A 25,244-nucleotide genomic window follows, 5' to 3' on the forward strand; every position below is an offset into this window, starting at 1 on the left:
GCTTACTCGAAATAGATCGAGCCCTGGTTGTAGAGGTTAGTTAACAGCCCCAGCAAGGCTTCGTCGCCGGCAAATTCCGCCAGTGTCGCCATATCAATGCGGGAGCGGGCACAGAGCAGGGGGGCCAGCGGACGGGCATCGCCCTTGAGCAGAAACTGTTCGCCATCAACAAACAGGGCGGTCTCATCATTCAGCTCATGGTAAGCGAAGCGGGAGCCTTCGTTCCACCGCAGCTGTTCGCCGGCCCGGATGGCTTCGGCCAGATCATCAGGCTCAGCCGGCTCGTCGGCAGGAACGACTATGTCCATGCTTTTGGGGGCGGTGGCGAACTGCCCGAACCAAAGGGCCAGATTGCGGCGATCACCGAGTTGCTCCCGAATCACAGCGTCGAGACGGTCGACTACATCGGCGCCGATGGTTCCGGGGTTCTCCTGAACCTGAAGATCCGGGTCATCCAGATGTTCAGCCGCTTTTTCCTTCTGGCTCAGGTAGTCGGTAAAGCTGGTCAGTACGTCGTCGACGGTAGGTGCCCGAAAACCCACAGACAGGGTAATGCAGTCGTCTTCCGCCACCCCATGATGGCCAACGCCCGGTGGCAGGTACAGCATGTCACCCGGCGCCAGGGTCACGGTTTCTTCACCGTCCCAACTGCTCAGAATCCGTAAGGGTGTACCCTCTACCCGGGGCGATCTGTGGTCACAGTGTCCGCCGAAGGTCCAGCGTCGGTGGCCCTGGGCCTGCAGCAGAAACACGTCATACATATCGTAGTGGGGCCCAACGCTACCGCCTGTCGGTGCGTAGCTGGCCATGATGTCGTCCAGCCGCCAGTTGGGGATGAACCGGAAGTTGTCGAGCAGATCAGCGATTTCCGGTACCCAGTGGTCCAGGCCCTGGACCAGCAGGGTCCAGTCCTGCTCCGGCAGCTCGCTGAAACGATCGGGAGTGAACGGGCCATTGTGAAGCTGCCAGGGTTTTCCGGCATCGTTCTCGATGACGATGCGGGATTCAACGGCTTCCTCGCAGGCCAGTCCGGCCAGCTCATCCTGGCTGACCGGGCACTGAAAACCGGGAAACGCCTGGCGGATAACCAGTGGCTTTTTCTGCCAGTAGTCGCGCAGAAATTCAGTGGCTGTCAGCCCGCCAAGCATATCCATGGTGTTGCTCCTGCCTAGATGTCTTTGGCCTGGTCGATCGCGTTACCGATGTAGTTGTCCGGGGTCAGGGCGCGCAGTTCGGCCTTCGCCTGTTCCGGGATCTCCAGGGTTTCCACGAAATTCTTGATGACTTCGGGTGTCATAGCCTTGCCGCGGGTCAAGTCCTTGAGCTTTTCGTAGGGTTTCTCGATGTTGTAACGGCGCATCACAGTCTGGATCGGCTCCGCCAGTACTTCCCAGGCGTTGTTCAGGTCTTCGTTCAGACGGGCCGGGTTGATTTCCAGCTTGCCCAGACCTTTGAGGGTCGCTTCGTAGGCAATCAGGCTGTGAGCAAAGCCAACGCCCAGGTTTCGCAATACGGTGGAGTCGGTCAGGTCACGTTGCCAGCGCGAAATCGGTAGCTTGGCTGACAAGTGGCCGAAGAGGGCATTGGCGATGCCGAGATTGCCTTCGGAATTCTCGAAGTCGATCGGGTTCACCTTGTGGGGCATGGTGGAGGATCCGATTTCACCGGCCACGGTCTTCTGCTTGAAGTAGCCCAGCGAGATATAGCCCCAGATATCCCTGTCCAGATCGATCAGAATGGTGTTGAAGCGGGCAATGGCATCGTAAAGCTCGGCGATGTAGTCGTGGGGTTCGATCTGGGTCGTGTACGGGTTCCAGTCGAGGCCCAGGCTCTCGATGAATTCTTCGGCGTTGGCAGCCCAGTCCACGTCCGGGTAGGCAGACAGGTGGGCGTTGTAGTTACCCACCGCACCGTTGATCTTGCCCATGATTTCCACTTCACGGATCTGCATCAGCTGGCGGCGCAGGCGATAGACCACGTTGGCCAGTTCCTTGCCGACCGTGGTCGGGGAGGCGGTCTGACCGTGGGTGCGGGATAGCATGGGCTGTTCAGCGTGCTCCCGGGCCAGCTCGGCCAGCTTTTCGACCAGGTTGTCCATGGCCGGCAGCAGGCCGTGATCCAGGCCTTCGCGCAGCATCAAGCCGTGGGACAGGTTGTTGATGTCCTCGGAGGTGCAGGCAAAGTGAACAAACTCGGTTACGGCGTGCAGCTCAGGCACGTCGGCAATTTTTTCTTTGATCAGGTACTCAACCGCTTTGACGTCGTGGTTGGTGGTCCGCTCGATTTCCTTGATGCGCTCAGCATCGGCCAGGCTGAACTCGCTGACCAGCTTGTCCAGGAAGGCATTGGCTTCGGCGGAGAACGCGGGCACTTCGGTAATCGCGGGGTGGGCAGCCAGTTTCTGCAACCAGCGGATTTCGACGGTTACCCGGTTCCGGATCAGGCCGTATTCACTGAAGATGCTGCGAAATACACTGACTTTGCTGCCGTAGCGGCCATCGACCGGAGAAATAGCGGTCAGGGCGGTGAGTTCCATCGAAAACCTCTCAGTTCATCAAAGAAAAAGCGGGACAGGAAAATGAAGACGCTAATGATACACCAGCCGGCTCGCTGAATCAGCGCAGCAACTCCCGGGCATGGCTGATGACCTTCTTGCGGGTGAAAATGAGTTGCCAGCGGTGGCCGCCACTTTGCCTCCACAGCACGGCAGATCGGATGCCGGCCAGCAACAGGGCCCGTACCTTGTCTGCATTTTCATTACGCTGGAGTATCTGCGGGTTGCCGGTTACCTGAATGCGCAAACGGAAGGTGCTGATGGTGTCGGCATAGATTGAGGCCAGATTGCCCAGAAGGTTGCTGTGACTGTAACCGAAATGGCTGGCGGTATGCCGGGCCTGCTCGATCCTGTTGCCGATAACGTCCAGCATGTCTGGGGAGCGTTTGAGTTTGGCTTCAAGCTGGATCAGGTTGAACACGTACCGCAGGATTTCTACGTCCTGAGGTTGGCCGTGCTGGGCCAGTACCGTTGAAAGTACCGTCAATCCTTCCCGTATGTCAGACAATTCGCCGCCGTAGACATCCAGCGTTGAGGCCGGGTTGGTGGCAAACAATGAGCGAATACAGGTTTCCAGGCTGTCTTCATTGCAGTTGCCGTTATGGGCAATCTGCTGCACCAGGGTCGCAGCCTGACACAGGCCGGCCAGCGCCAGGGTCTGGTCATGCAGGGAGCGGCTCATGTGTCAGATCCTTCACTTGCCTGGTGCTCAAGTCTTGCCGGTAAGGCTTCGTTATCGCGCCAGGTCTGTTCAATAACGCCGCCGCCCAGGCACACCTCACCCTGATAGAAAACCACGGACTGGCCGGGAGTTACGGCACGCTGGGCGTCGTCGAAGACGACCTTCACGCCACCATCTATGACGGTAACCTCGCAATCCTGATCCGGTTGGCGATATCGGGTTTTCGCCTTGCAGCGGAACTTCTGTGCCGGAGGTTCGCCGGCCACCCAGTCAACAGGGCCCGAGACCAGTCCCCGCGAAAATAACAGCGGGTGATGCTTGCCCTGGACGGCAATCAATACATTCCGCTTGAGGTCTTTTTCTGCCACATACCAGGGCTCGTCGCCAAACTCCGCAAGACCGCCAATGCCAAGGCCCTGACGTTGCCCGATGGTGTGGTACATCAGGCCTTGATGTTTGCCAATCACCGTGCCGTCGGGCGTTTCAATGTTGCCGGGCTGAGCGGGCAGGTATTGTTTCAGAAAATCGGTAAACTTCCGTTCCCCGATAAAACAGATTCCTGTCGAATCTTTTTTATCGTGAGTAACGAACCCCTGCTCTTCAGCAATCCGGCGAACCTCCGGCTTTTCCAGTTCGCCCACCGGAAACAGGGTGCGGGCGATGCGCTCGCCGGAGACGGCATGGAGAAAGTAGCTCTGGTCTTTGTTGGGGTCCAGTCCCTTGAGCAACTGGGCCTTGCCGCTACCATCGTTGAGCGGGCGCTGGCGTGTGTAATGGCCGGTCGCGATATAGTCGGCGCCCAGAGTAACGGCGTAATCCAGAAACGCCCGGAATTTTACTTCCTTGTTGCAGAGGATGTCCGGGTTGGGGGTTCGGCCGGCACTGTATTCCGACAGAAAATGCTCGAATACCCGGTCCCAGTACTCCGCAGCGAAGCTGGCGGTGTGCAGTTTGATGCCGATGGCGTCGGCAACTGCCTGGGCATCTGCCAGATCGGTCATTGCAGTACAGTATTCGGTCCCGTCGTCCTCGTCCCAGTTTTTCATAAACAGGCCTTCCACCTGGTACCCCTGATCTTTCAGGAGCCAGGCCGCAACGGAGGAATCCACGCCGCCGGACATGCCGACGATCACGCGGGTGTGCTCGGGGGATTGGGGCTCAGTATTCTGGGTCATTTCGTCTGGGAACCGGTCAAAAGCGCGAATTTTAACATCATCCGGTGATTACGTCTGTCCATCCACAACCACATCAAGAGGGAATTTGCGTCCGTTTCGGTAATCCTCGATGCACTGGAGCACCAGCGGGCTTCGAAGCTGGTCACCGAGTTCCCGGATTTCCTCCGGCGTCAGCCAGTGTGGGCCGATGATGCCGGTATCCAGCTTGTCGGTGGCGTGCCGGAGGGCTTTGGCGGCATAACAGAACCGGTAGTAGGTGACACCATTGGCGGGGGCCTTGTAGGTGTAGATGCCGAGGAAAAAAACCGGTTCTATCTCCCACCCGGTCTCTTCCAGGGTTTCCCGGCGTACGGCATCCAGAATGGCCTCGTTTTCCTCTATATGGCCTGCGGGCTGATTGAAAACCACCTTCCCGCCACTGACTTCCTCAACCAGAAGAAACCGGCCCTGATCGTCTTCAACAACCACCGCCACGGTGGCATGGGGTTTCCAGGTCATGATCGGTGACGCCTCCTTTTGGGCCTGGTTGATAGTTTCGGGGGAGTGTCGGGCAGATTGACCGTAACACTTCGGTATTCGCCGGGCTTCAGGTTATCCAGGGTCCAGTCCCCGATGCGGACCCGGATCAGTCTCAGGGTAGGGTAGCCTACCGCCGCCGTCATTCTGCGTACCTGCCGGTTTTTGCCTTCGGTAATCGTCAGCGCCAGCCAAGTGGTAGGCACATTCTGTCGAAATCTCACCGGCGGGTTGCGGGGCCACAGTTCGGGTGTTTCAAGTCGATCCGCTCTGGCCGGCCGCGTGATCCCGTCTTTCAACACTACGCCTTTGCGAAGTTTTTGCAGGGCCTCGTCTGTGAGCTCACCTTCGACCTGAACCCAATAAGTCTTGGGCATTTTGTTGGTGGGCGATGCGATACGATGCTGTACTGCGCCCTCGTCGGTGAGCAGTATAAGCCCTTCGGAATCGTAATCGAGTCGACCGGCCGGATAAACGCCGGGTTGATCAATCCAGTCGGCTAGGGTAGCTCTGGGATGGCTGGCGCGCTCGTCGGTAAACTGACTCAATACGTGAAACGGTTTGTTGAAGAGAATCAGCTTCGCCATGGGTGAAGTCCTGTGCCGGAAATGCGCGAAAGCGCCAAGACTACTGCAATCACCGTTGATTAAAAAGCACGAAGCCAGCCCACCGGCAGAACCGGTGGGAAAAGGAAAGAAATGGCAGGCTGCCGGCGTTGGCTGAGGGCTTCAGGCAACGCCTGGCATCAGCCGTTTACAGCACGGGGCGTGTAGCTCTCGTTGCTGTTGCTGGATTGAGCCGCCTGATCCGACGAATCCGATGCCGTTTTCGCCCCGGACTCTCTGGCCGGAACCTCGTCCGGAACAATGTTAATGGCGTGGACGCCCTTGTCACTGGGCTTCTTGTCGAACGTTACCGTCTGACCGGCCTTGAGGGTTTTGTAGCCATCCATCTGGACTGAGGAGAAATGGGCAAACAGGTCATCGCTGCAGCCATCTTCAATGATGAAGCCGTATCCCTTGGCATTATTGAACCATTTGACTTTGCCTCTTGGCATGATGAACTCCCCTGTTCCTTTGCTGTCACTTTGGGAGGCGCTGACTGTTCCTCTGTACTTGGTGCCCGTGTATGGCGGGCAAGTTCCAGAGGCTCGGCAGGTGCTCCCTTATTATTGGTCTTGTGTGTTGAATTCACAGCGCCCTGGTGGCGCCTGAACTGTTGCCAACAACGTGAAACCGGTATTGGCTGTGGTTTCCGGTTACACGATGAAGCATGAGTTTACATTCTTTAACAATGCACATTAACTGTCGGCCAAACCGGCGCCTGAGTCAAGTGCCGGATACTGCGGAACAGGTGGTTCTGGCAGGTCTGGAAGCGGTATCATGTTCGTATTGATAAACAACGCACGCTTGTGGGCAGTGTTGGCTTGAAAACACGCTGCCACGCATCCACATTTAAGTCAGGAACCGAATAACCGGTATATGGAACCATGCGGACAATTGAGAATTCTCTACTAGTATTCAATCAGGGGGAGGATGAACAACCCGGTCGCCATGAGGGGGGCAGTGTTGCGCCGGAGAAGCCTGCCCTGAAGCGCCCGGCGCGTTACCGGGTTGTGCTCCTGAATGATGATTACACACCCATGGATTTTGTGGTGGACGTACTGATGAAGTTCTTCGCCATGAACGAAGAAAAGGCGACGCAGGTGATGCTGCTCGTCCATACGCAGGGAAAAGCCGTATGTGGGGTATATACCCGAGACATCGCGGAAACAAAGGCAGCACAGGTGAACCAGTATTCCTCGGAATGCGAACATCCGCTCCTTTGCGAGATTGAACGTGCGGACTGACAGACGTTGGGGTGGCCCATGCTGAGTAAAGATCTGGAAATTACGCTGAATACGGCCTTCAAAAATGCGAGGGACAAGCGTCATGAATTCATGACCGTCGAGCATTTGTTGCTGGCCCTTCTCGACAATGAATCGGCAGTGGGTGTCCTGAAAGCCTGTGGTGCAGACCTGAAGCGCCTTGAGGAAGAGTTGGTAGAGTTTGTGGACTCCACCACCCCCCTGATCCCTAGCTCCGACAGTGAGCGCGAAACCCAACCCACATTGGGGTTCCAGCGGGTACTGCAGAGAGCGGTATTCCATGTGCAGTCGTCTGGCAAGAAGGAGGTAACCGGAGCAAACGTACTGGTAGCCATCTTCAGTGAGCAGGAAAGTCAGGCGGTTTATGTGCTGAAAAAGCAGAATATCGCCCGGATTGACGTGGTTAATTTCGTCTCCCATGGTATCTCCCGGGTTCAGGGAGCAGAGGACCAGGAAGGCGCGGATCACGCTGCCCAGGACGAAGCAGCGGAAGAGGGCGGTCATTCCCGTCCGCTGGAGAGCTACGCCACTAACCTCAACGAACAGGCACGGCAGGGTCGTATTGATCCGCTGATTGGCCGTGAGCATGAGGTTGAGCGGGTGGTACAGATTCTGGTTCGCCGCCGCAAGAACAACCCCTTGCTGGTGGGCGAGGCCGGCGTTGGCAAGACAGCCATTGCCGAGGGTCTGGCCAAGAGGATTGTGGACGGGCAGGTGCCGGAGATTATCTCGGATGCCGTCGTCTACTCACTGGATATGGGAGCGTTACTGGCCGGTACCAAGTATCGTGGCGATTTTGAAAAACGCCTCAAGGGCCTTTTGAGTGACCTGAAGAAGCAGAATCATGCCATTCTGTTCATCGATGAGATCCACACCATCATCGGTGCCGGATCTGCGTCGGGCGGCGTGATGGATGCCTCCAACCTGCTTAAGCCTATGCTCAGTTCAGGCGAACTCCGTTGCATTGGTTCGACCACGTTTCAGGAGTTCCGCGGTATTTTCGAGAAAGACAGCGCCCTGGCGCGTCGCTTCCAGAAAATTGATGTCAACGAGCCGAGCGTTGAGGACACCTACCAGATCCTCAAGGGTCTCAAGCCAAACTTCGAGAAACATCACGATCTCAAGTACACCGACAAGGCGTTGCGGGTAGCCGCAGAGCTGGCAGACCGGTACATCACCGACCGGCACCTGCCGGACAAGGCCATCGACGTGATCGACGAAGCCGGTGCACGGCAGCGGCTGCAGCCGGAAGACAAGCGCAAGAAAACCATCGATGTGACCGACATCGAAGACGTGGTCGCCAATATTGCGCGAATTCCGCCGAAGAATGTTTCCACCAGCGACAAGGATCTGCTGCGCAATCTTGAACGCGATCTGAAAATGGTGGTGTTCGGTCAGGATCCGGCGATCGAATCCCTGTCAACCGCCATCAAGCTGGCTCGGGCAGGGCTGAAAGCGCCTGAGAAGCCGGAAGGTGCCTTCTTGTTTGCCGGGCCGACCGGTGTTGGTAAAACGGAAGTCACAAAGCAGCTGGCGAAGGTGCTGGGCATTGAGCTGGTTCGCTTCGATATGTCGGAGTACATGGAGCGCCATACCGTGTCGCGGTTGATTGGTGCACCTCCCGGCTATGTCGGTTATGACCAGGGCGGCCTGCTGACCGAAGCGGTCAACAAGCACCCGCACTGCGTGTTGCTGCTGGATGAGATCGAGAAGGCGCACCTTGAAGTCTTCAACCTGCTGCTGCAGGTGATGGACCACGGTACCCTGACGGATAACAATGGCCGTAAGGCAGATTTCCGTCACGTGATTCTGGTGATGACCACCAATGCGGGCGCTGAAAGCATGGCCCGCCGCTCCATTGGCTTCAATGAGCAGGATCACAGTACCGACGGTATGGAGGTGATCAGCAAATCCTTCACGCCGGAGTTCCGGAACCGGCTGGATGGCATTATCCAGTTTGCCGATCTGCAGAAGGACACCATCACGCACGTGGTAGACAAGTTCCTCACCGAGCTTCAGGCCCAGCTGGATGAGAAGCATGTGGTGCTTCACGTTGACGATGCGGCCAAGCTCTGGCTGGCGGAAAAAGGCTATGACGTGACCATGGGGGCCCGGCCGATGGCGCGCCTGATTCAGGACAAGATCAAGCGTCCGCTGGCGGAGCAGATCCTGTTCGGCCGGCTATCGGAGCACGGTGGTGATGTGTTCATTCAGCTCAAGGACGACGAGCTGACCTTTGATTATGAGGACGAACCGGCTGAAGCCGTGTGATACAAAAAAGCCCCGCACTTGCGGGGCTTTTCAGATGTCAGCTCGGACCATTAACGGGCACGGTAAACGATGCGGCCCTTGCTGAGGTCGTAGGGAGTCAGCTCAACCTTGACCTTGTCACCAGTCAGAATGCGGATGTAATTCTTGCGCATTTTTCCGGAGATGTGTGCAGTCACAACGTGGCCGTTGGACAGCTCAACGCGGAACATGGTGTTGGGAAGGGTGTCGATAATAACGCCTTCCATTTCAATGACATCTGATTTCGCCATTCAGTAGAAACCTCGTTCGGAATACTTTTCGGTGATTTTAAATTGCGCAATTCTGCCTGAATTCTCCACGTTTGGCAAAACTCAGTCGGTCGACATCTCGCGCCAGTGGCCATCCCGCAAGGCCTCAATGGGCTTAAAGCGGGTTTTATAGTTCATTTTCCGACATTCTTTTATCCAGTACCCCAGATACAGATGCGGCAATTCCCGCCGTTTGGCTTCCTCAATCTGCCAGAGCACTGCGAAAGTGCCCAGGCTCCGGTGCTCCAGTTCCGGCGCGAAGACGGTGTAGATGGCCGAGAGGCCATCATCCAGCAGGTCGACGGCTGCCAGTCCCACCAGGTCACCATCAAGAGACATTTCGAGGAACCAGGAGTCGGTAGCCCCCTCCACGAGGAACGAGGTAAATTGTTCTCTTGAAGGTGGATACATGTCCCCGTCGCGATGACGCTCCTCTATATAGTGGGCATACAGCCGGTAATAGCGTTCACTGAATGCTGCTGGCGCCAGCTTGCAGTCGAGGTCGGCATTTTTGCGAAGCACCCGGCGTTGATTCCGGTCTGGCTCGAATTGGCCTACCTGCAGGCGTACCGGAACACAGGCGTTACAGCTTTCACAGTGCGGACGGTAGTAATGTGAGCCGCTGCGGCGGAAGCCCAGTGCGGTTAACTGACTGTAGAGTTTTTTGTCGATGTGGGCGCGAGGGTCCACAAACATGGTGGTCGCTTCACGGTCTGGCAGGTAACTACAATCGTGAGGAGGGGTGGCAAAGAAAACGAGCGTTCTGAGATTACTCATTTCACCTCCGGGCAGGGCCATTGCCAGCTGAAGTTCCAGTCTGGCTGGTCTGGTTTCCGATCGACACATGCCCTGAGTATAGATAAAAACTCGGCTCTCGGAATACTGCTCGCCCCCATCGTTAGCAGATGGTCGCTCTCCACCTGACAATCCATGAACTGATAGCCCCATTCACCCAACTGATGTGCCAGGTGCACCATCAGAACCTTGGAGGCGTTGGTTTCCAGTGAAAACATGGATTCGCCGAAGAAGCAGCGGCCGATAGCCAGTCCGTACATGCCGCCTGCGAGCTCATTGTTGCGATTCCAGACTTCAATGGAGTGGGCGATGCCACGTCTATGAAGTTCTGTATACGCTGCCATCATTTCGTCGGTTATCCAGGTGCCCTCAGCGCGGGTGTTTGCGCAGAGCCGGATGATGCGGCCGAAACAGTGATCGGTGGTGATACGAAATCGGCGCTGGTTCAGTGTCCGGCGCAGGCTCCGGGAGATGTGGATGTCAGAGGGAAACAGCACGCAACGAGGGTTGGGTGACCACCAGAGAATGGGCTGGTCGTCACTGAACCAGGGGAAAATGCCATTCCGATAGGCCAGAATCAGGCGTTCCGGAGACAGGTCGCCACCCAGGGCAAGCAGTCCATCGGGATCCTCCAGCGCTTCTTCTGCGGGAGGAAACCAGAGTTGATCAGGATCCAGCCAGGGTAGCGACGTCATTCTGCTTCTGAGCTGTCAGCCCTGTTGGTCAAGAAACTTCTCGGCGTCCAGCGCAGCCATGCACCCGAAACCGGCGGACGTCACAGCCTGCCGATAGACGTGGTCAGCTACGTCGCCCGCGGCGAACACGCCCGGAATGCTGGTTTGGGTGGCCATGCCCTCCAGGCCAGAGCGAATCCGGATGTAACCGTTGGTCATATCCAGCTGGCCTTCAAACAGTCTGGTATTCGGCTTGTGGCCAATCGCGATAAATACGCCGGCCAGCTCGAGATCCTGAGTGCTGCCATCTTTGGTGCTCTTGATGCGCATGCCGGTAACGCCGGTGCCATCGCCGAGCACTTCGTCCAGGGTGTGGTCCCAGATGATGTTGACGTTGCCGTTTTCTGCTTTCTCGAAGAGTTTGTCCTGAAGGATCTTCTCGGCCCGAAGCTTGTCACGGCGATGAACCAGGGTCACTTCATCAGCGATGTTCGAGAGATACAGAGCCTCTTCCACAGCAGTATTGCCGCCGCCGATAACCGCGACTTTCTGCTTGCGGTAGAAGAAGCCGTCACAGGTGGCGCAGGCCGACACGCCCTGACCCTTGAACTTCTCTTCGGATTCAAGCCCCAGATACATGGCAGAAGCGCCAGTGGCAATGATCAGAGCGTCACAGGTGTATTCGCCGTTGTCGCCTTTGAGCCGGAACGGGCGGTTGTTCAGATCAGCTTCGTTGATGGTGTCGTACACGATGCTGGTTTCAAAACGCTCGGCGTGCTTCTGCATGCGCTGCATTAGCTCGGGGCCCTGAACGCCGTCATTGTCGCCCGGCCAGTTGTCTACGTCAGTGGTGGTGGTCAGCTGGCCGCCCACTTCGATACCGGTGATCAGGGTCGGGTTCAGGTTGGCGCGCGCGGCATAGACTGCAGCGGTGTAGCCGGCCGGGCCGGAGCCAAGAATGATCAGTCGGGAATGTCGGGTTTCGCTCATCTGTGTCTCACTGAAATGAAGTATGCGTATTCGACGGCTCTCCTCTGTCCCTTCGGAGGGCAGAACGGGAGCCGCTCATCTGAAATCTGGCAAAAGGCTAACATGAAATGACCGGGCTGCCATTCGTTTACGCCAATGCGGCTTATAAAACGTTGCTATGTGGTCAGACCCGGATTATTCAAGCACCGATACGGTCGTTAACAGCTGGCGCACCCGCTCCCGGGCTTTACCGGATTCTCCCTGTTCCAGGCGATGTTCGGCTACGGCGGGGAAGACGGCCTGCACGTCGTCGGGCAGTACGTGATTACGACCTTCCATCAGTGCCCATGCTTTGGCGGCTCTCAGCAGGCCGAGGCCCGCCCTCGGGGACAAGCCGTAAAGCAGTCCGGGCATGCGCCGGCTCTGCTCAAGAAGGCGTTGCAGGTAATCCAGCAAAGCCGGGCTGGCGGATACCTTTTCCGCGGCCTGCTGCAAGGCCACCAGCTCATCGTGCGGGAGTATGGCCTGCAAACGATCGGTAAGGTGTTTGCGGTCTTCGCCCTCCAGCAGCTCCCGTTCCGCTTTCGGGTCGGGGTAGCCCAGCCGAAGTCGCATCAGAAACCGGTCAAGCTGGGATTCAGGCAGGGGAAAGGTACCGCCTTGCTCTATGGGGTTCTGGGTTGCGATCACAAAGAACGGGGTAGGTAGTGGTCGGGTTTCCCCCTCAATGGATACCTGCCTTTCTTCCATGGCTTCCAGCAGGGCGCTTTGGGTGCGCGGTGACGCGCGGTTGATTTCGTCTGCCAGAACCACCTGGGCGAAGATGGGGCCGGGGTGAAACACGAGCCCGCCGGCCTGCTTGTCATACATGGAGTAGCCGAGGACGTCTGCAGGCAGCAGGTCATTGGTGAACTGGATTCGCTGATAGCTTAACCCCATGATTTTTGCCAGCGCATGGGAGAGGGTGGTCTTGCCCATGCCCGGAATATCTTCAATCAACAGGTGGCCGCGGGCAAGCAGGCCGCAGAGCGCCAGACGAACCTGATTCTCCTTGCCCAGCAGTACCTTGTTAAGGGCGCTGACGACAGTGTCCATTTTCTGTTTCATGCCGGTTTCAGTCCCTCACCCGTTTCAGAATGTCGCCGTAGGCATCGATGCGCCTGTCCCTGAGGTACGGCCAGATTCTCCGGATGGATTCGGTGCGCTGGCGGTTCAGGGTTACCGACAGGATACACTCGTCAGTCTCGTTGCCGCGGGCCAGAAACTCGCCCTGAGGGCCACAGATGAAACTGTTCCCCCAGAACCGGATGCCATCGCTTTGGCCGGAAGGATCTGGCTCGGTCCCAACGCGATTCGGGGCGATAACCGGAAGGTTGTTGGCTACCGCATGGCCACGCTGAACGGTCACCCAGGCGTCCAGTTGCCGGGCCTGTTCGTCTGGATCGTCGGTCACATCCCAGCCAATGGCGGTCGGGTAGATCAGTATTTCCGCGCCGGCCAGTGCCATCAGTCGGGCCGCTTCCGGGTACCACTGGTCCCAGCACACAAGGACCCCCAGCTTACCAACGGAAGTCTGGATGGGGGTAAACCCGCTGCTGCCGTCATTGAAGGTGGCATCACCGGGAGTAAAGTAGAATTTCTCATAAAAGCCCGGGTCGTCCGGGATGTGCATTTTCCGGTACAGCCCGGCCAGGCTGCCATCGGTGTCGAACACCACAGATGTGTTGTGGTAAACGCCATTCATGCGCCTTTCAAAAATAGAACCCACAAGCACAACGCCTAATTCTTTTGCGAGACCAGACAGATAGTTGCTGGTGGGCCCGGGAATGGGCTCTGCAAGCTCAAAAATGGCGGTGTCTTCGGTCTGGCAGAAATACTGGGTGGCGTGCAGCTCCTGCAGGACAATCAACTGCGCGCCATCCACCGCAGCCTGCCGTATCAGGCGTTCGGATGTCGCGAGACTCCGGTTCTTGTCGGGACTGCAGGTTTGCTGAATGGCGGCGACCTTCAGGTTGGAGCTGGTGTTCGTGCTGGTCATACCGTTACCACCCCCGCAGGAATTTGCATGGTTACGCAGTGCAGACTGCCGTGCTGGTAAATGAGCGGGCGGCAGTCAATTGGAATAATCTCCCGGTCTGGGAAGATGCCCGCCATGATGCGAACTGCTTCTTCGTCCTGCGGCACATCGTAGACTGGCAGCAGAACTGCGCCGTTGATGATCAGGAAGTTGGCGTAGGTCGCTGGCAACCGTTCGCCGTCCTCATCGTAAATCGGGTCGGGCCAGGGCAGGGGCGTCAGGCGATAGGGGGTGCCGTCGGCCTGACGGAATTCCTGCAATTCTTCTTCCATCGCCGCCAGGGCGCTGTAGTGCTCGTCCGCAACATCCGGGCAGGTCACATAGCAGATATGATCAGGCGCGCAGAACCGTGCCAGGGTATCGATGTGGCTGTCGGTATCGTCGCCCGCCAGATATCCGTGGTTGAGCCAGAGAATACGATCGACCCCGAGGACTTCCTCCAGCAATTGCTCGATAGCCGTCCGATCCATGGATGGGTTTCTGGACGGAGTCAGCAGGCACTCGCTGGTAGTGAGCAAGGTGCCGGCGCCATCGGATTCTATAGAGCCGCCTTCCAGGACAAAATCCACTGGCTGCAGTGGGTGTTTGCCGAAAACGCCCGCGTTCGCCAGGTGCCGGTTGAGGGCATCGTCTTTTTCCCAGGGAAATTTGTCTCCCCAGGCATTGAACCGGAAGTCCAGCAGAGCGGGGCCGTCAGCGGTATCCACGGTGATGGGGCCGTGGTCCCTGGCCCAAGTGTCGTTGGCCGGGGCTGGCACAGTGATTACGCGACCTGGTAACCCGTTGCCTTCGGCATAAGCGTTCAGCTGCTGGCCAAGTTGCTGGAGACGTGCCACGAACTCGCAGCTGATCACCAGGTGTTCAAAACGGAGGACCGCTTTGGCAATGGCCTCGAACACGGGCTCCACGTCGGCCATGCGCTTTGCCCAGTCGGTTCCGGGATGAGGCCAGGTCAACATGACTGCGCTTTGGGAAGCCCACTCCGCAGGCAACGTACGTCTGGAAGTCACTGTATAAGTCACCTTGGTTTGCAAAAGCCGCCATTCTATCTGAGCAATGCAGCCCGTGCATTGTCATTCCTTGGCCGGTGTTTGATGAAGCGGGTGTTTATCAGTCTTTGTGTTGCTTTACCACTGCATGTATTACGCGGTTACCTTCGAAATAGACGACAAAATCCTGATAATGCCACTGACTGATGGGGGGTTCTCCGACCGGACCTTTGATGTTCTGGGGGGCGCCCCAGCGATTCCGGACGGAGTCTTCACTCATGCCGTTCGCGGGCAGGCTGATCTGGCTTCTGTCGGCCTGGCTGCCGACCGGTACCCTCAGTTCCTCAGCAAGGGCCAGTGGCGCTGAGCCGGCGAATACAGCCGTAGCCAAAACGGCGGCAGCCATCACATTGCGGTAGTTTGTCATAGAGGAGTCTCCAATAATGCATGATTACTGCGCACTGTCTGCGGCAGATGAATAAAACGTAATATCCCGAAAAGCTTAGCAAAAGTCAGCACTTTTTCAGTATCTTACTCTTTTTGGCGTTGCCGAATCTGCCAACGCATCACATGCCGGGCAATTTGCTGACGGTCGCTGTCATCCAGTTCAACAAACAGCGTGTGAACCCGTGTGCCGCCTTGGTTGTCGTGCTCGGTATCCAGTACTTCAGCAATGGCTCTTGGCTGGTATAGCTCTGGTGGTAAGGTCATCCGAACGGCCAGTCGGTCACCCGCGCCAAAGGCTGCCGTGGGCCAGCTGAATGAGAGCCCGCCCTCGCTCAGGGTCACATCCTGCCAGTCCTCCGGTTGCAACGGATTTTGCTCAAAGGCGATAATGCGCGCCAGCGTATCGACCTTGCTGTTCAGGGATTTGACCAGCCCGGCCAGCAGGCGGTCGCGCTCGGCCAGGCTTGCCAGGTGTGCACGTACGTCCTGGTCCAGCCTCCGGAACTCGGCTTTCAGGGCTTCCAGTGGTGAGCTGTTGAACGGGTCGTCGCCGGCACGGGCGTCGTCCAGGCGGCGTACCTCAAGCCCGATACGGTCTTCTATCCGGAAGAACTCCCGGCGCTCCCGTTGGCTGTCTCCGCTCGGTGGCGTTTTATTCTGGCTTGGCATCCTGTCTCCGGACGGGTTTTTATTGATTATAGAACAGTTTAGCAGTTTCCCGATGGCTGGTAAGAGGCCTGGCAAATCTCCGGGCCAGGTAATGATCGAGGCCGGCAGGGAATCAATAATCGACGGACCGCAAGGTAGCGACAGGCACCCCTACATGTTCAGACCCTTATCGTTTTATATTGGGCTGCGATACACCGCCGCCAAACGACGCAATCACTTCATCTCCTTTATCTCCCTGACCTCAATGATTGGCCTGATGCTGGGCGTTGCGGTACTGATCATCGTGCTCTCGGTCATGAACGGGTTCGATCGTGAACTCAAGCAGCGCATTCTTGGGATGGTGCCCCATGCCACGATTCAGGGGGCTTCCGGCCCGTTGGAGAACTGGCAGGAGATTGACCAGAAGGTCGAAGCCTACCCGCGGGTGCTCGCGGCCGCTCCCTTTATCCAGGGGCAGGGCATGGTAACCGGTGGTGGTAACGTCCGGGGCGTTATGCTCAACGGTGTCCTGCCGGAGCAGGAGGCCAGTGTTTCGATTATCGAGAATCATTTTATCGAAGGCAGCCTTGATGAGCTTCGTTCTGGCGAATTCGGAATCATCATAGGCCGGTTGATGGCTAACAGTCTTCGCCTGGGGGTGGGAGATAAGCTGACGGTGGTGTTGCCGGAAGCTTCCGTAACCCCGGCCGGGGTGTTGCCCAGGCTCAAGCGCTTCACCGTCAAGGGTATTTTCAGTGTTGGTGCAGAACTGGATGGCAACTACGCGCTGATCCACATGGATGATGCGGCGCGGTTGATGCGCACCGGTGGTCGGGCAGAGGGTATCCGGCTGTTGATGGATGACCTGTTTGCGGCACCTCGGGTTGTCAATGATGTTGCCCGCACACTGGGCGGCCGCTACTACGTATCGGACTGGACCCGTACCCACGGCAACCTGTTTCAGGCAATCCGCATGGAAAAAACCATGATCGGGTTGTTGTTGATGTTCATTGTCGCCGTGGCGGCCTTCAATATTGTGTCGACACTGGTCATGGTGGTGACCGACAAGACTGCGGATATCGCTATTCTGCGAACCATGGGCGCCACGCCCGGGCGCATTATGAGGATCTTTATCATCCAGGGTGCCGTGATTGGCGTGTTTGGAACGCTGACAGGTACCGCGCTGGGGATCTTTGGCGCCCTGAACATCAGCGGCTTTATCTCCTGGCTTGAATCGGCGCTGGGGCATCAGTTCCTCAGCGCCGATGTCTATTTCATCAGCTACCTGCCATCGCAGCTCCAGTTGCAGGATGTACTGATTATCAGCGGTGCGGGCCTTGCTATGAGCCTGCTGGCAACTATTTACCCGGCCTGGCGTGCATCGCGGGTCGAACCGGCGGAGGCATTGCGTTATGAGTGACGGGCAGGGGACATCTCTGGTGATTGATTGTCAGCAGGTTACCCGAACCTACAGCGAAGGGCCGGAGACGCTGACGATTTTTTCGGACATCTCTCTCCAGGTTGAGGCCGGCGAGACAGTCGCCATTGTCGGCAGTAGCGGAGCCGGGAAAACAACCCTGCTGAATCTGCTGGGTGGCCTGGATCGCCCTTCCTCGGGGCATATCCGGATCTGCGGCGAGGACATTCACAAGCTATCGGAAGCGGGCAGGGCGCGCTTCCGGAACCAGCACCTGGGGTTTGTGTATCAGTTCCATCACCTGTTACCGGAATTTACCGCCCTCGAGAACGTTATGTTGCCCTGCGCGCTGGGTGGCATGCCACCCAGGCAGGCCCGCCCGAAGGCGGAGCATCTGCTGCAAAGGGTCGGCCTGGGTGAACGGCTCAGGCACAAGCCTGGTGAGTTGTCCGGTGGTGAACGTCAGCGGGTCGCCATAGCCAGGGCGCTGGTTAACAGCCCGGAGTGCGTATTGATGGATGAGCCGACCGGTAACCTGGATGAGCACACCGGAGAGGGGATTCGGGCCCTGATTGGTGACCTGAGGGATAATTCCGGGACCTCATTCATTATGGTTACACACGATATGACCATGGCCCGGAGCCTGGGAAGGGTGCTGCGACTGGAGCAGGGGCGGTTGGTTCAGGAGGCCTGATTGCTGGCTGGCGTGCTTTTGATGCGCTCGCGACGCCGCAATTGCCAGTCAGTGCGGATCTTGCGGCGCCAGAGATACTGAATGATCAGGTACGCGAGGCAGGCGGTAACAGTAGCCAGAACCAGAGAACCCAGATAAAGGGGCACGCCGATATCGATCAATCTGTGGCTGATCCAGTCCCAGGAAAGCTCGAATTCGAACGCCAGAACCGGCCGGTTCAGTATCCAGGCCCCCACCTTGTAATTGAAGTAGAACATAGGGGGCATGGTCAGCGGATTGCTGATCCAGACCAGAACCACAGACAAAGGCAGGTTGGCGTTAAACCAGATGGCGCAGAAGGCCGCCGCCAGCATCTGGAAGGGCATCGGGATAAAGCAGAACCAGACGCCCACCAGGAAGGCCCTGGCAACACAGTGTCGGTTGATATGCCACAGGTTGGGTTCATGGAGGATATCGCCCAGAAAACGCAGCGATTGCATCGACTGCACCTTTTCAGGGGTGGGCAAATACCGTTTCATGAACTTCTTCGGCATAGGAAGTTCGGCCTGTTTCCTGGCTTTGAGTAATCACTGGCACCCAGGGGCTGCCAGCGCTATCGAAAATCGGAGGACAAGGATTGTCCGAAAACCCAGTTACCAACCGGGTCAGCAGGCTCGGTGTTGGACTCGCCAGCATTCTCGCCTTCTCTTGCGGCGTTATCTTACTGTATCGGCTCGCAACCTTGCCACCATATCCATGGCTGTTTGTGCTGGTTGGGGTAATGTTGCTGGCGATGTTCTGGCGATATCGGCGCATGCATAGGCTTGCGCCCGTGGTGGTTGCTGCGACGCTGGGGCTGGCCTGGGCCGGCTGGAATGCCGATATGAGACTTGCCGAACGCCTGCCTTCGGAGCTGGAGACCAAGCGCATCATGGTTTCCGGCTACCTCTGTGATTTGCCGACACCGGGAAGCTTTGACAGCCTGAGATTCGGATTCTGTGTTCGGCAATGGCATGTCCCCGATGTGTCCAAAAGTTATACCTTGCCCCGCGTCCTTCGGCTGTCCTGGTACGGCAGGGAGGGGCGCACGCTACCCGACCATCGTCTGACCCTGGAGGTCACGCTCAAGCGTCCGCACGGCAATCTGAATCCAGACGGGTTTCGTTATGAAGACTGGTTGTTCCGCCATGGCTACCGGGCGACTGGCAGTGTAAAGCAGGTGGATGCAGCTCCGGAGCTGGCCTGCGGACTGCAATGTCAGTACCACGCCTGGCACTGGCGCGCTTCAAAACAGTTGCAGCGTTGGTTTGGTGAAGCGGAATACTACCCGCTGATTGCCTCTTTGCTGATGGGTAACCGGGGCTCGCTGGAAGATCACCACTGGCAGGTGCTCAAGGCGACCGGCACCATACATCTGGTGGCCATTTCCGGTTTGCATCTCGGGCTGGTGGCTGTCGGAGCCGGTCTGCTGGCGCGCTGGGGCTTGCTGTTGCTGCCGGTTGGTTGCCTGAGTGAGCAGGGGCGGCGTTCTCTGGTTTTTCTGGTAGTTGTTCTCAGTTGCTTCGCCTATGCGTTATTGGCCGGCTTTACTGTACCGACTCGCCGGGCCCTGGTAATGGTGGTTGCGGGCGGCTGGTATCTGCTCAAGGCAAGACAGCAAAGTGGCTGGCGGCCCTTTGTGTTGGCGCTGGCAGCGGTGCTTCTGATGGATCCGTTTGCGCCTCTGGATCAGGGCTTCTGGTTGTCCTTTGGTGCTGTCGGGGTGCTGCTGATCGTGTTCTCCGGCCGTCTGGGCTCGTCGGGCTGGTTGTCGGCCTTGTTAAGAGCGCAGGGGGCGGTATTTTTCGGATTGTGGCCAATGTTGATGCTGTTGCATCAGGGCCAACCGCTTGCAGGCTTCGCGGCCAACCTTCTGGCGGTTCCCTGGGTTTCGCTTGCTGTCATGCCGGTGCTGTTCCTGGGGGCTATCATCGCGCTCCTTTCCGGAGGGTGGCTCCTGCCCTGGGTATCGGCCGGGTTTGACCTGGTCCTGGGAGCGCTTTGGTGGTGGCTGGAATTGGTGGCCCGGTTCCCGGCAGGACAGATGCAGCCTCTGCCGCTGCCACTGGCAGCCAGTCTGGCGTTGCTGGCGCTTTGGGCAATTCGCTGGAGCGACTGGCGATGGCGGGCATTGCTGGGGGGTACCTTTCTGCTGCTCAGTATTCCCTGGTCCGGTGCCGGAGGAGGCGATTCCGTCGTACAGGCGCCTCAAGTACGTGTTCTGGATGTGGGGCAGGGGCTGTCGGTTGTGGTTCGTGCCAGTGGCCGGGTGATGGTGTATGACACCGGGCCGGAAGTCGCGGGCGTGTACTCTGCTGTGGATTCGGTGCTGGTTCCGAATCTCCGGGCGATGGGCGTCGAGGTTATTGATCTGCTGGTTCTGAGTCATGCCGACAATGACCACGCCGGCGGTCTCGAGACGTTATCTGAGCACTTCGCGATCAAAAGGGTGATTTCCGGTGAGCCGGATCTGATTAATGGGCGTGTTCCGGCACCGGTGGAGGCCTGTCGCCCGGGGAATATTCAGTGGCCGGGTCTTGTGATGTCGCGGTGGCAAAATCCAATGCCTGCGGAAGGGAATGACGCTTCGTGCGTGATGCGCCTGTATCATCCGCCCAGCAACAGTGATCTCGTATTGACCGGGGATATCAGCCGGAAGGTTGAAAAACTCATGCTGGGTGATGGTGGGCCGGACTGGCTTGAGAACCGCGTTGCGCACCGGGTGGTGCTGGCGCCACACCATGGCAGCAAAACCTCATCTTCAACACGCTGGGTGCAGGCGGTGGCGCCGGATCGGGTGATCTATACGGCGGGCTACCGGCACCATTTCGGGCATCCGCATCCGGAAGTAACCGGTCGATACCGCGCCAGCGGTGCAGTGCCATTGAATACGGCCTGCTCCGGCCAGATCACACTCAGGTTCACAGATTCAGGTCTGCTTATGAGTGAGCTCTGGAAGACGCAGCCTTTCTGGATAGCGTCTCCGGGGCTTGCCAGGAGTGAATGTAAAATACCGTGACAATCCGGGTGTGGCCTGCACCGGCAGCTATGCTAAAGTAGCGCGGCTTGTAACTAATCAGGGAGATCAAGCGTGTTCGAGCTGTTGAAAGCCGGTGGCATCCTGATGGTGCCCATTGTTGCCTGTTCCATCCTGGCACTTGCCATCATTCTGGAACGAATCTGGACCTTGCGGGCCTCTCGGGTTGCGCCCCCGCAGTCTATTAACGAGCTCTGGCGCTGGATCAAAAAAAAGGAGCTTAACGGCCGCAAACTGAAGGCGCTGCAGGCATCCTCTCCGCTTGGCCGAATATTGGCCGGCGGCCTGATCAACGCCAAGCATGGTCGCGAGATCATGAAAGAAAGCATCGAACACGAGGCCAGCCAGGTTATCCACGAGCTGGAGCGTTTTCTGAATCCCCTGGGTACTATCGCCACAATCACGCCGCTGTTGGGCCTTCTGGGTACCGTTATCGGGATGATCAAGGTGTTTGCCGAAATCCAGTTGGCCGGCGTTGGCAATGCCGGTAACCTGGCCGGAGGCATTTCCGAGGCATTGATTACCACCGCGGCTGGCCTGAGTGTCGCCATTCCTGCTCTGGTCTGTCACCGCTATTTCATCCGTCGCGTGGATGAATTGGTCGTCAACATGGAACAGGAAGCCATCAAACTGGTGGAAGTGGTCCACGGAGACCGCGAAATCGACGTTGAAGGAGCCTGAACGCCGTGAAGTTCAAGCGTCAACGAAGCCAGGAAGTCGGGGTAGATCTGACGCCACTGATTGATGTGGTGTTCCTGCTGCTGATTTTCTTCATGGTGTCGACCACATTTACCCGGGAGAGCCACCTGCAGGTGGAGCTTCCGGAAGCCAGTGCAGAGCCGGCAGCTCCGTCTGAAGTCTGGCAGATTGATGTGGTGATTAACGCCGAGGGCCAGTACTTTCTGAATGACCGCCCCCTGGTCAATAATCGCCGGGAAACCCTGGAGCGTGGTGTCAGTGAACTGGCTGAGGGCGACAACAGTCTGCCGTTCATTATCACTGCAGATGCCCGAACCCCCCACGAATTTGTGGTGCGGGCCATGGATGTTGCCGGTCGCCTGGGTTTTGCCAAGCTGAGCATAACCACAGAGCGGGAGGCTGAGAGCCAGTGATGCAAACAAGGCCGGAGCCGCTCAATACGCCACCTGCCGGTAGCTGGACCACCTACAAACGCCTGCTCAAGTACGTCAAGCCCTTCTGGTTTGCGTTCTCCCTCGCCGTGTTCGGAAACATCATTTACGCCGCTGCATCCACCGGGATGGCCGCGGCGATGGAATATGTGATCACGGCGATCGAGAATCCGTCCGACCAGAACCGGATGTTGCTGACCGGGCTGATTGTGGGTGTTTTCGCCTTCAGAGGCGTTGGTACGTTTTTTAGCCAGTATTTTATCAGTTACGTCGGGCGAAACGTGATCAACGCCTTGCGCAACGATGTGTTTGATCGCCTGATGTCTTTGCCGTCCCGATACTATGATGAAAATGCATCCGGGCGTCTGGTCTCGAAGCTCACCTTTAACGTTGAGCAGGTCGCTGATGCTGCGACCAATGCGGTGACTATCACCCTTCGCGAAGGCCTGACCATACTGGGTCTGCTCGGCTTTATGCTGTACACCAACTGGAAGCTGACCCTGATTTTTCTTACTGCCGGTCCGGTCATTGGTCTGGTAGTGAATTATGCCAGCAAACGGTTTCGTCGAATCAGTAAGCGTATTCAGGGCTCCATGGGCGATATCACCCATGTGGCCTCCGAGTCGATCACCGGATACCGGGTGGTGCGCACCTTCGGAGGCGAAGATTATGAACGGGAGCGGTTTCGTGAGGTCAGTGCCCGAAACCTGAAACAGAGCCTGAAAATGGCTTCTACTCAGGCGATCAGTGTCCCGGTCATTCAGGTGCTGGTGGCTTTTGCTATCGCCGCGCTGGTGTGGACCATGCTTGCGCCGGAGATTCGGGGTGAGATGTCGACTGGTCAGCTGATTGCGTTCATCACCGCGGCGACGACCATGGCCAAGCCCATTCGCCAGGTCACTTCCGTGCACGCCAAGATTCAGAAGGGTGTGGCGGCTGCATTTGATGTGTTCGAGACCATGGATGAAAAGCCGGAAGAGGACCCAGGCTCCTACAACCCGCAGCGGGTCAAAGGCGACATCACATTTGACCAGGTGTCTTTCCGATACCGGGATCAGCTCGACAATGTGCTTGAAGGGATAACCATCGATATTCCAGCCGGCCAGAGCGTTGCACTGGTGGGCCGGTCAGGCAGTGGTAAGTCGACCATGGTTAGCCTGTTACCCCGTTTCTACGAGTACACTGGGGGAGCTATCCGCATTGATGACCATGAACTGAAGGAGTTTTCGCTTCAGTCCCTGCGTGCCCAGATTGCTCTGGTGAACCAGAACGTGGTGCTGTTCAACGATACCATTGCCGCCAATATTGCCTATGGCGCCTTGCGCGACTGCAGCCGGGAGGAAATCATGGAAGCGGCTGAGAAGGCCCATGCGCTTGAGTTTATCAACCGCATGCCGGAGGGGCTCGATACCATGATCGGCGACAATGGCGTGATGCTTTCCGGCGGCCAGCGCCAGCGCCTTGCGATTGCACGGGCCATCCTCAAGGACGCACCGATCCTCATTCTGGATGAGGCGACATCGGCTCTGGATACAGAATCCGAGCGCCATATTCAGGAGGCGCTGGAAACCGTTATGCAAGGCCGTACCACGCTGGTGATCGCACACAGGCTATCCACCATTGAGAAAGCCGACCGAATTCTGGTCATGGATAATGGCCGCATTGTCGAATCCGGCAGTCATGGTGAGCTGCTGGCTGCGGGGGGTGCCTACGCCCAGCTGCATCAGATTCAGTTCAGCGAGCACGCATGAGTACCAGCCTGGTTGACCGGCTTTGGTACGGGCAGGGCAGACCTCTTGCCCTGCTCACACCACTGGCCTGGTTGTATCGGGCGGTGTCTGAGTCCAGACGCCGAAAGGCCTGGCATGCGCGCAATGAATCGCTGCCGGTGCCGGTTGTGGTGGTGGGCAATATCACCGCTGGCGGGACCGGCAAGTCGCCTCTTACTGCCAGTCTGGTTCAGTGCATGAATCAACACGGCTGGAAACCGGTGATTCTCAGCCGTGGCTACGGTGGTAAGAGTTCTCAGTATCCCTTGCTGGTCGCTGACGGGACCCCGGCGGGTGTCTGTGGTGATGAGCCTCTGATGCTGGCCCGGGCCACCGGATGCCCCGTTGTAGTGGACCCGGATCGCTGTCGAGGGGCCCGTTGGGCGCTGGAGAATGGCCTGGGCGATGTGTTGATCTGTGATGATGGCCTGCAACACTACCGCCTGCCCCGGGATATCGAACTGGCTGTATTCGATGCCCGGCGCGGTACCGGAAATGGTGCCATCATTCCGGTAGGCCCGCTGAGGGAGCCGGTTGAGCGCTTGAACAGTGTCGACTTTGTCGTTCTTAACGGAGCTGAGTTTCCTGAGGCCGGAGAGACCATAGAGAGTTTTGCCGGCGTTGATCATCCGGAGATTCATGCCATGGAGCTGGTGCCTTCGGCTCTGGTGAACCTGAATTCCGGTGAGACCCTGTCTCCGGAGCAGCTCAAAGGCAAGCCGGTACGGGCAGTAGCGGGTATTGGTAATCCCGGTCGATTTTTCGAAACCCTCCGGAACCTTGGCGCCCACGTGAATGAAGTTCCCTTTCCCGACCATCATCATTTTCGCCCCGAAGACCTGGCGTCCGGTGCTCTTGAATGGTTGGTGATGACGGCCAAGGATGCGGTGAAGTGCCATGGCTTTGCGCCGGACAACGCCTGGGTCTTGACGGTTCAGGCCCGGTTGTCGGAACCTTTTGAACAGCATTTTCTGGAACGGCTCAGAGCCAGCTCTGGCCAGTTGCAAACTGATATCAGCGAGGAATCGAACCATGGATAAGAAACTGCTGGCCATGCTGGCCTGCCCGGTGTGCAAGGGAGAGCTCAAGCTCAACGACGCCCGTACCGAGTTGATCTGCTACCAGGATGCCATGGCGTTCCCCATTCGTGAGGGGATTCCGGTTATGCTGGCGGTTGAAGCCCGCACCCTCAGCACGGACGAGCGCCTCGACAAACACTGAGTCACCC

The 25,244-nt window shown here is 57.7% G+C and carries 27 protein-coding genes; 10 read left to right on the plus strand and 17 right to left on the minus strand.

The annotated features are described in order from the left end of the window. Nucleotides 1–2: 2 nt before the first annotated feature. The 7 genes from OZ656_RS08965 to OZ656_RS08995 all read right to left on the minus strand — a co-directional run bounded on the left by OZ656_RS08965 (nt 3) and on the right by OZ656_RS08995 (nt 5,984). Nucleotides 3–1,154 carry a cupin domain-containing protein gene (locus tag OZ656_RS08965; RefSeq protein ID WP_153741394.1) on the minus strand — a complete coding sequence of 384 codons (1,152 nt, stop codon included), beginning with the start codon at nt 1,152–1,154 and terminating at the stop codon, nt 3–5. A 14-nt stretch (nt 1,155–1,168) separates the two neighbouring features. Next, nucleotides 1,169–2,536: an adenylosuccinate lyase gene (gene purB / locus OZ656_RS08970; protein ID WP_153741393.1), complete on the minus strand. Its 1,368-nt coding sequence runs from the start codon at nt 2,534–2,536 to the stop codon at nt 1,169–1,171. 79 nt (nt 2,537–2,615) lie between these two features. Further along, nucleotides 2,616–3,236: a high frequency lysogenization protein HflD gene (gene hflD / locus OZ656_RS08975; RefSeq protein ID WP_023009997.1), complete on the minus strand. Its 621-nt coding sequence runs from the start codon at nt 3,234–3,236 to the stop codon at nt 2,616–2,618. Further along, a complete protein-coding gene (gene mnmA, locus OZ656_RS08980; protein WP_153741392.1) occupies nt 3,233–4,411 on the minus strand; it encodes a tRNA 2-thiouridine(34) synthase MnmA in 1,179 nt (392 codons plus the stop codon). The genes hflD and mnmA overlap by 4 nt, the downstream gene beginning before the upstream one ends. Before the next feature lie 48 nt (nt 4,412–4,459). Beyond that, the gene (locus OZ656_RS08985) at nt 4,460–4,909 is read right to left on the minus strand and encodes an NUDIX hydrolase (RefSeq protein WP_011785241.1); all 450 of its coding nucleotides are present in this window, start codon (nt 4,907–4,909) and stop codon (nt 4,460–4,462) included. Continuing rightward, the gene (locus OZ656_RS08990) at nt 4,906–5,514 is read right to left on the minus strand and encodes a pseudouridine synthase (RefSeq protein ID WP_153741391.1); all 609 of its coding nucleotides are present in this window, start codon (nt 5,512–5,514) and stop codon (nt 4,906–4,908) included. The genes OZ656_RS08985 and OZ656_RS08990 overlap by 4 nt, the downstream gene beginning before the upstream one ends. Nucleotides 5,515–5,672: 158 nt before the next feature. Further along, complete coding sequence (locus tag OZ656_RS08995; RefSeq protein WP_011785239.1) at nt 5,673–5,984, minus strand: cold shock domain-containing protein; 312 nt, start codon at nt 5,982–5,984, stop codon at nt 5,673–5,675. A gap of 432 nt (nt 5,985–6,416) precedes the next feature. On the opposite strand from OZ656_RS08995, the gene clpS reads away from it, so the two are divergent. Both clpS and clpA read left to right on the plus strand, forming a co-directional pair. Further along, nucleotides 6,417–6,776, plus strand: coding sequence for an ATP-dependent Clp protease adapter ClpS (clpS, locus tag OZ656_RS09000; protein WP_278350035.1), 360 nt, complete (start codon nt 6,417–6,419; stop codon nt 6,774–6,776). An 18-nt stretch (nt 6,777–6,794) separates the two neighbouring features. Then, nucleotides 6,795–9,065, plus strand: coding sequence for an ATP-dependent Clp protease ATP-binding subunit ClpA (gene clpA / locus OZ656_RS09005; protein WP_379945169.1), 2,271 nt, complete (start codon nt 6,795–6,797; stop codon nt 9,063–9,065). Nucleotides 9,066–9,115: 50 nt separating this feature from the next. Here clpA and infA read toward each other — a convergent pair whose 3' ends face one another. From infA to OZ656_RS09050, 9 genes are all read right to left on the minus strand, one after another. Beyond that, the gene (gene infA, locus OZ656_RS09010; protein ID WP_014421226.1) at nt 9,116–9,334 is read right to left on the minus strand and encodes a translation initiation factor IF-1; all 219 of its coding nucleotides are present in this window, start codon (nt 9,332–9,334) and stop codon (nt 9,116–9,118) included. An 81-nt stretch (nt 9,335–9,415) separates the two neighbouring features. After that, nucleotides 9,416–10,129: an arginyltransferase gene (locus OZ656_RS09015; RefSeq protein ID WP_278350038.1), complete on the minus strand. Its 714-nt coding sequence runs from the start codon at nt 10,127–10,129 to the stop codon at nt 9,416–9,418. After that, nucleotides 10,126–10,842, minus strand: a complete 717-nt coding sequence (gene aat / locus OZ656_RS09020; protein WP_153740035.1) for a leucyl/phenylalanyl-tRNA--protein transferase — start codon at nt 10,840–10,842, stop codon at nt 10,126–10,128. Before aat ends, OZ656_RS09015 begins: the two co-directional genes overlap by 4 nt. 15 nt (nt 10,843–10,857) lie before the next feature. Beyond that, on the minus strand, nt 10,858–11,811 hold the full coding sequence (gene trxB, locus OZ656_RS09025) for a thioredoxin-disulfide reductase (RefSeq protein ID WP_278350039.1): 954 nt from the start codon (nt 11,809–11,811) through the stop codon (nt 10,858–10,860). Nucleotides 11,812–11,985: 174 nt separating this feature from the next. Further along, nucleotides 11,986–12,897 carry a MoxR family ATPase gene (locus tag OZ656_RS09030; RefSeq protein WP_278350040.1) on the minus strand — a complete coding sequence of 304 codons (912 nt, stop codon included), beginning with the start codon at nt 12,895–12,897 and terminating at the stop codon, nt 11,986–11,988. Nucleotides 12,898–12,904: 7 nt separating this feature from the next. Further along, the gene (locus OZ656_RS09035) at nt 12,905–13,828 is read right to left on the minus strand and encodes a carbon-nitrogen hydrolase (RefSeq protein WP_153740033.1); all 924 of its coding nucleotides are present in this window, start codon (nt 13,826–13,828) and stop codon (nt 12,905–12,907) included. Further along, nucleotides 13,825–14,826 carry an agmatine/peptidylarginine deiminase gene (locus OZ656_RS09040; protein ID WP_031210503.1) on the minus strand — a complete coding sequence of 334 codons (1,002 nt, stop codon included), beginning with the start codon at nt 14,824–14,826 and terminating at the stop codon, nt 13,825–13,827. Before OZ656_RS09040 ends, OZ656_RS09035 begins: the two co-directional genes overlap by 4 nt. 151 nt (nt 14,827–14,977) lie before the next feature. Beyond that, a complete protein-coding gene (locus tag OZ656_RS09045; RefSeq protein ID WP_121206738.1) occupies nt 14,978–15,283 on the minus strand; it encodes a hypothetical protein in 306 nt (101 codons plus the stop codon). 104 nt (nt 15,284–15,387) lie between these two features. Then, nucleotides 15,388–15,972 (minus strand): PilZ domain-containing protein, encoded by a 585-nt coding sequence (locus OZ656_RS09050; RefSeq protein WP_278350041.1) that lies wholly within the window; start codon nt 15,970–15,972, stop codon nt 15,388–15,390. A 154-nt stretch (nt 15,973–16,126) separates the two neighbouring features. On the opposite strand from OZ656_RS09050, the gene OZ656_RS09055 reads away from it, so the two are divergent. After that, nucleotides 16,127–17,371 carry a lipoprotein-releasing ABC transporter permease subunit gene (locus tag OZ656_RS09055; RefSeq protein ID WP_011785230.1) on the plus strand — a complete coding sequence of 415 codons (1,245 nt, stop codon included), beginning with the start codon at nt 16,127–16,129 and terminating at the stop codon, nt 17,369–17,371. Next, nucleotides 17,364–18,062 carry an ABC transporter ATP-binding protein gene (locus OZ656_RS09060; protein WP_278350044.1) on the plus strand — a complete coding sequence of 233 codons (699 nt, stop codon included), beginning with the start codon at nt 17,364–17,366 and terminating at the stop codon, nt 18,060–18,062. Before OZ656_RS09055 ends, OZ656_RS09060 begins: the two co-directional genes overlap by 8 nt. Here the strand turns inward: OZ656_RS09060 and OZ656_RS09065 are convergent. Further along, nucleotides 18,050–18,595 (minus strand): DUF2062 domain-containing protein, encoded by a 546-nt coding sequence (locus tag OZ656_RS09065; RefSeq protein WP_041656333.1) that lies wholly within the window; start codon nt 18,593–18,595, stop codon nt 18,050–18,052. The two genes, OZ656_RS09060 and OZ656_RS09065, sit on opposite strands and share 13 nt — an antisense overlap. Nucleotides 18,596–18,678: 83 nt before the next feature. Between OZ656_RS09065 and OZ656_RS09070 the strand changes: the two genes are divergently transcribed. The 6 genes from OZ656_RS09070 to OZ656_RS09095 all read left to right on the plus strand — a co-directional run bounded on the left by OZ656_RS09070 (nt 18,679) and on the right by OZ656_RS09095 (nt 25,237). Further along, complete coding sequence (locus OZ656_RS09070; RefSeq protein WP_379945170.1) at nt 18,679–21,099, plus strand: DNA internalization-related competence protein ComEC/Rec2; 2,421 nt, start codon at nt 18,679–18,681, stop codon at nt 21,097–21,099. Between the two features lie 72 nt (nt 21,100–21,171). Continuing rightward, nucleotides 21,172–21,798, plus strand: a complete 627-nt coding sequence (locus OZ656_RS09075) for a MotA/TolQ/ExbB proton channel family protein (protein WP_011785226.1) — start codon at nt 21,172–21,174, stop codon at nt 21,796–21,798. Nucleotides 21,799–21,803: 5 nt separating this feature from the next. Then, the gene (locus tag OZ656_RS09080; protein WP_011785225.1) at nt 21,804–22,229 is read left to right on the plus strand and encodes a biopolymer transporter ExbD; all 426 of its coding nucleotides are present in this window, start codon (nt 21,804–21,806) and stop codon (nt 22,227–22,229) included. Next, nucleotides 22,229–23,998: a lipid A export permease/ATP-binding protein MsbA gene (gene msbA / locus OZ656_RS09085; RefSeq protein ID WP_023010006.1), complete on the plus strand. Its 1,770-nt coding sequence runs from the start codon at nt 22,229–22,231 to the stop codon at nt 23,996–23,998. The genes OZ656_RS09080 and msbA overlap by 1 nt, the downstream gene beginning before the upstream one ends. Further along, nucleotides 23,995–25,056 carry a tetraacyldisaccharide 4'-kinase gene (gene lpxK / locus OZ656_RS09090; RefSeq protein WP_011785223.1) on the plus strand — a complete coding sequence of 354 codons (1,062 nt, stop codon included), beginning with the start codon at nt 23,995–23,997 and terminating at the stop codon, nt 25,054–25,056. Before msbA ends, lpxK begins: the two co-directional genes overlap by 4 nt. Beyond that, a complete protein-coding gene (locus OZ656_RS09095; RefSeq protein WP_011785222.1) occupies nt 25,049–25,237 on the plus strand; it encodes a Trm112 family protein in 189 nt (62 codons plus the stop codon). The genes lpxK and OZ656_RS09095 overlap by 8 nt, the downstream gene beginning before the upstream one ends. Nucleotides 25,238–25,244 lie beyond the last annotated feature (7 nt).

The sequence above is a fragment of the Marinobacter sp. LM1 genome, assembly GCF_042763285.1.
GTDB classification, from domain to species: Bacteria; Pseudomonadota; Gammaproteobacteria; order Pseudomonadales; family Oleiphilaceae; genus Marinobacter; species Marinobacter nauticus.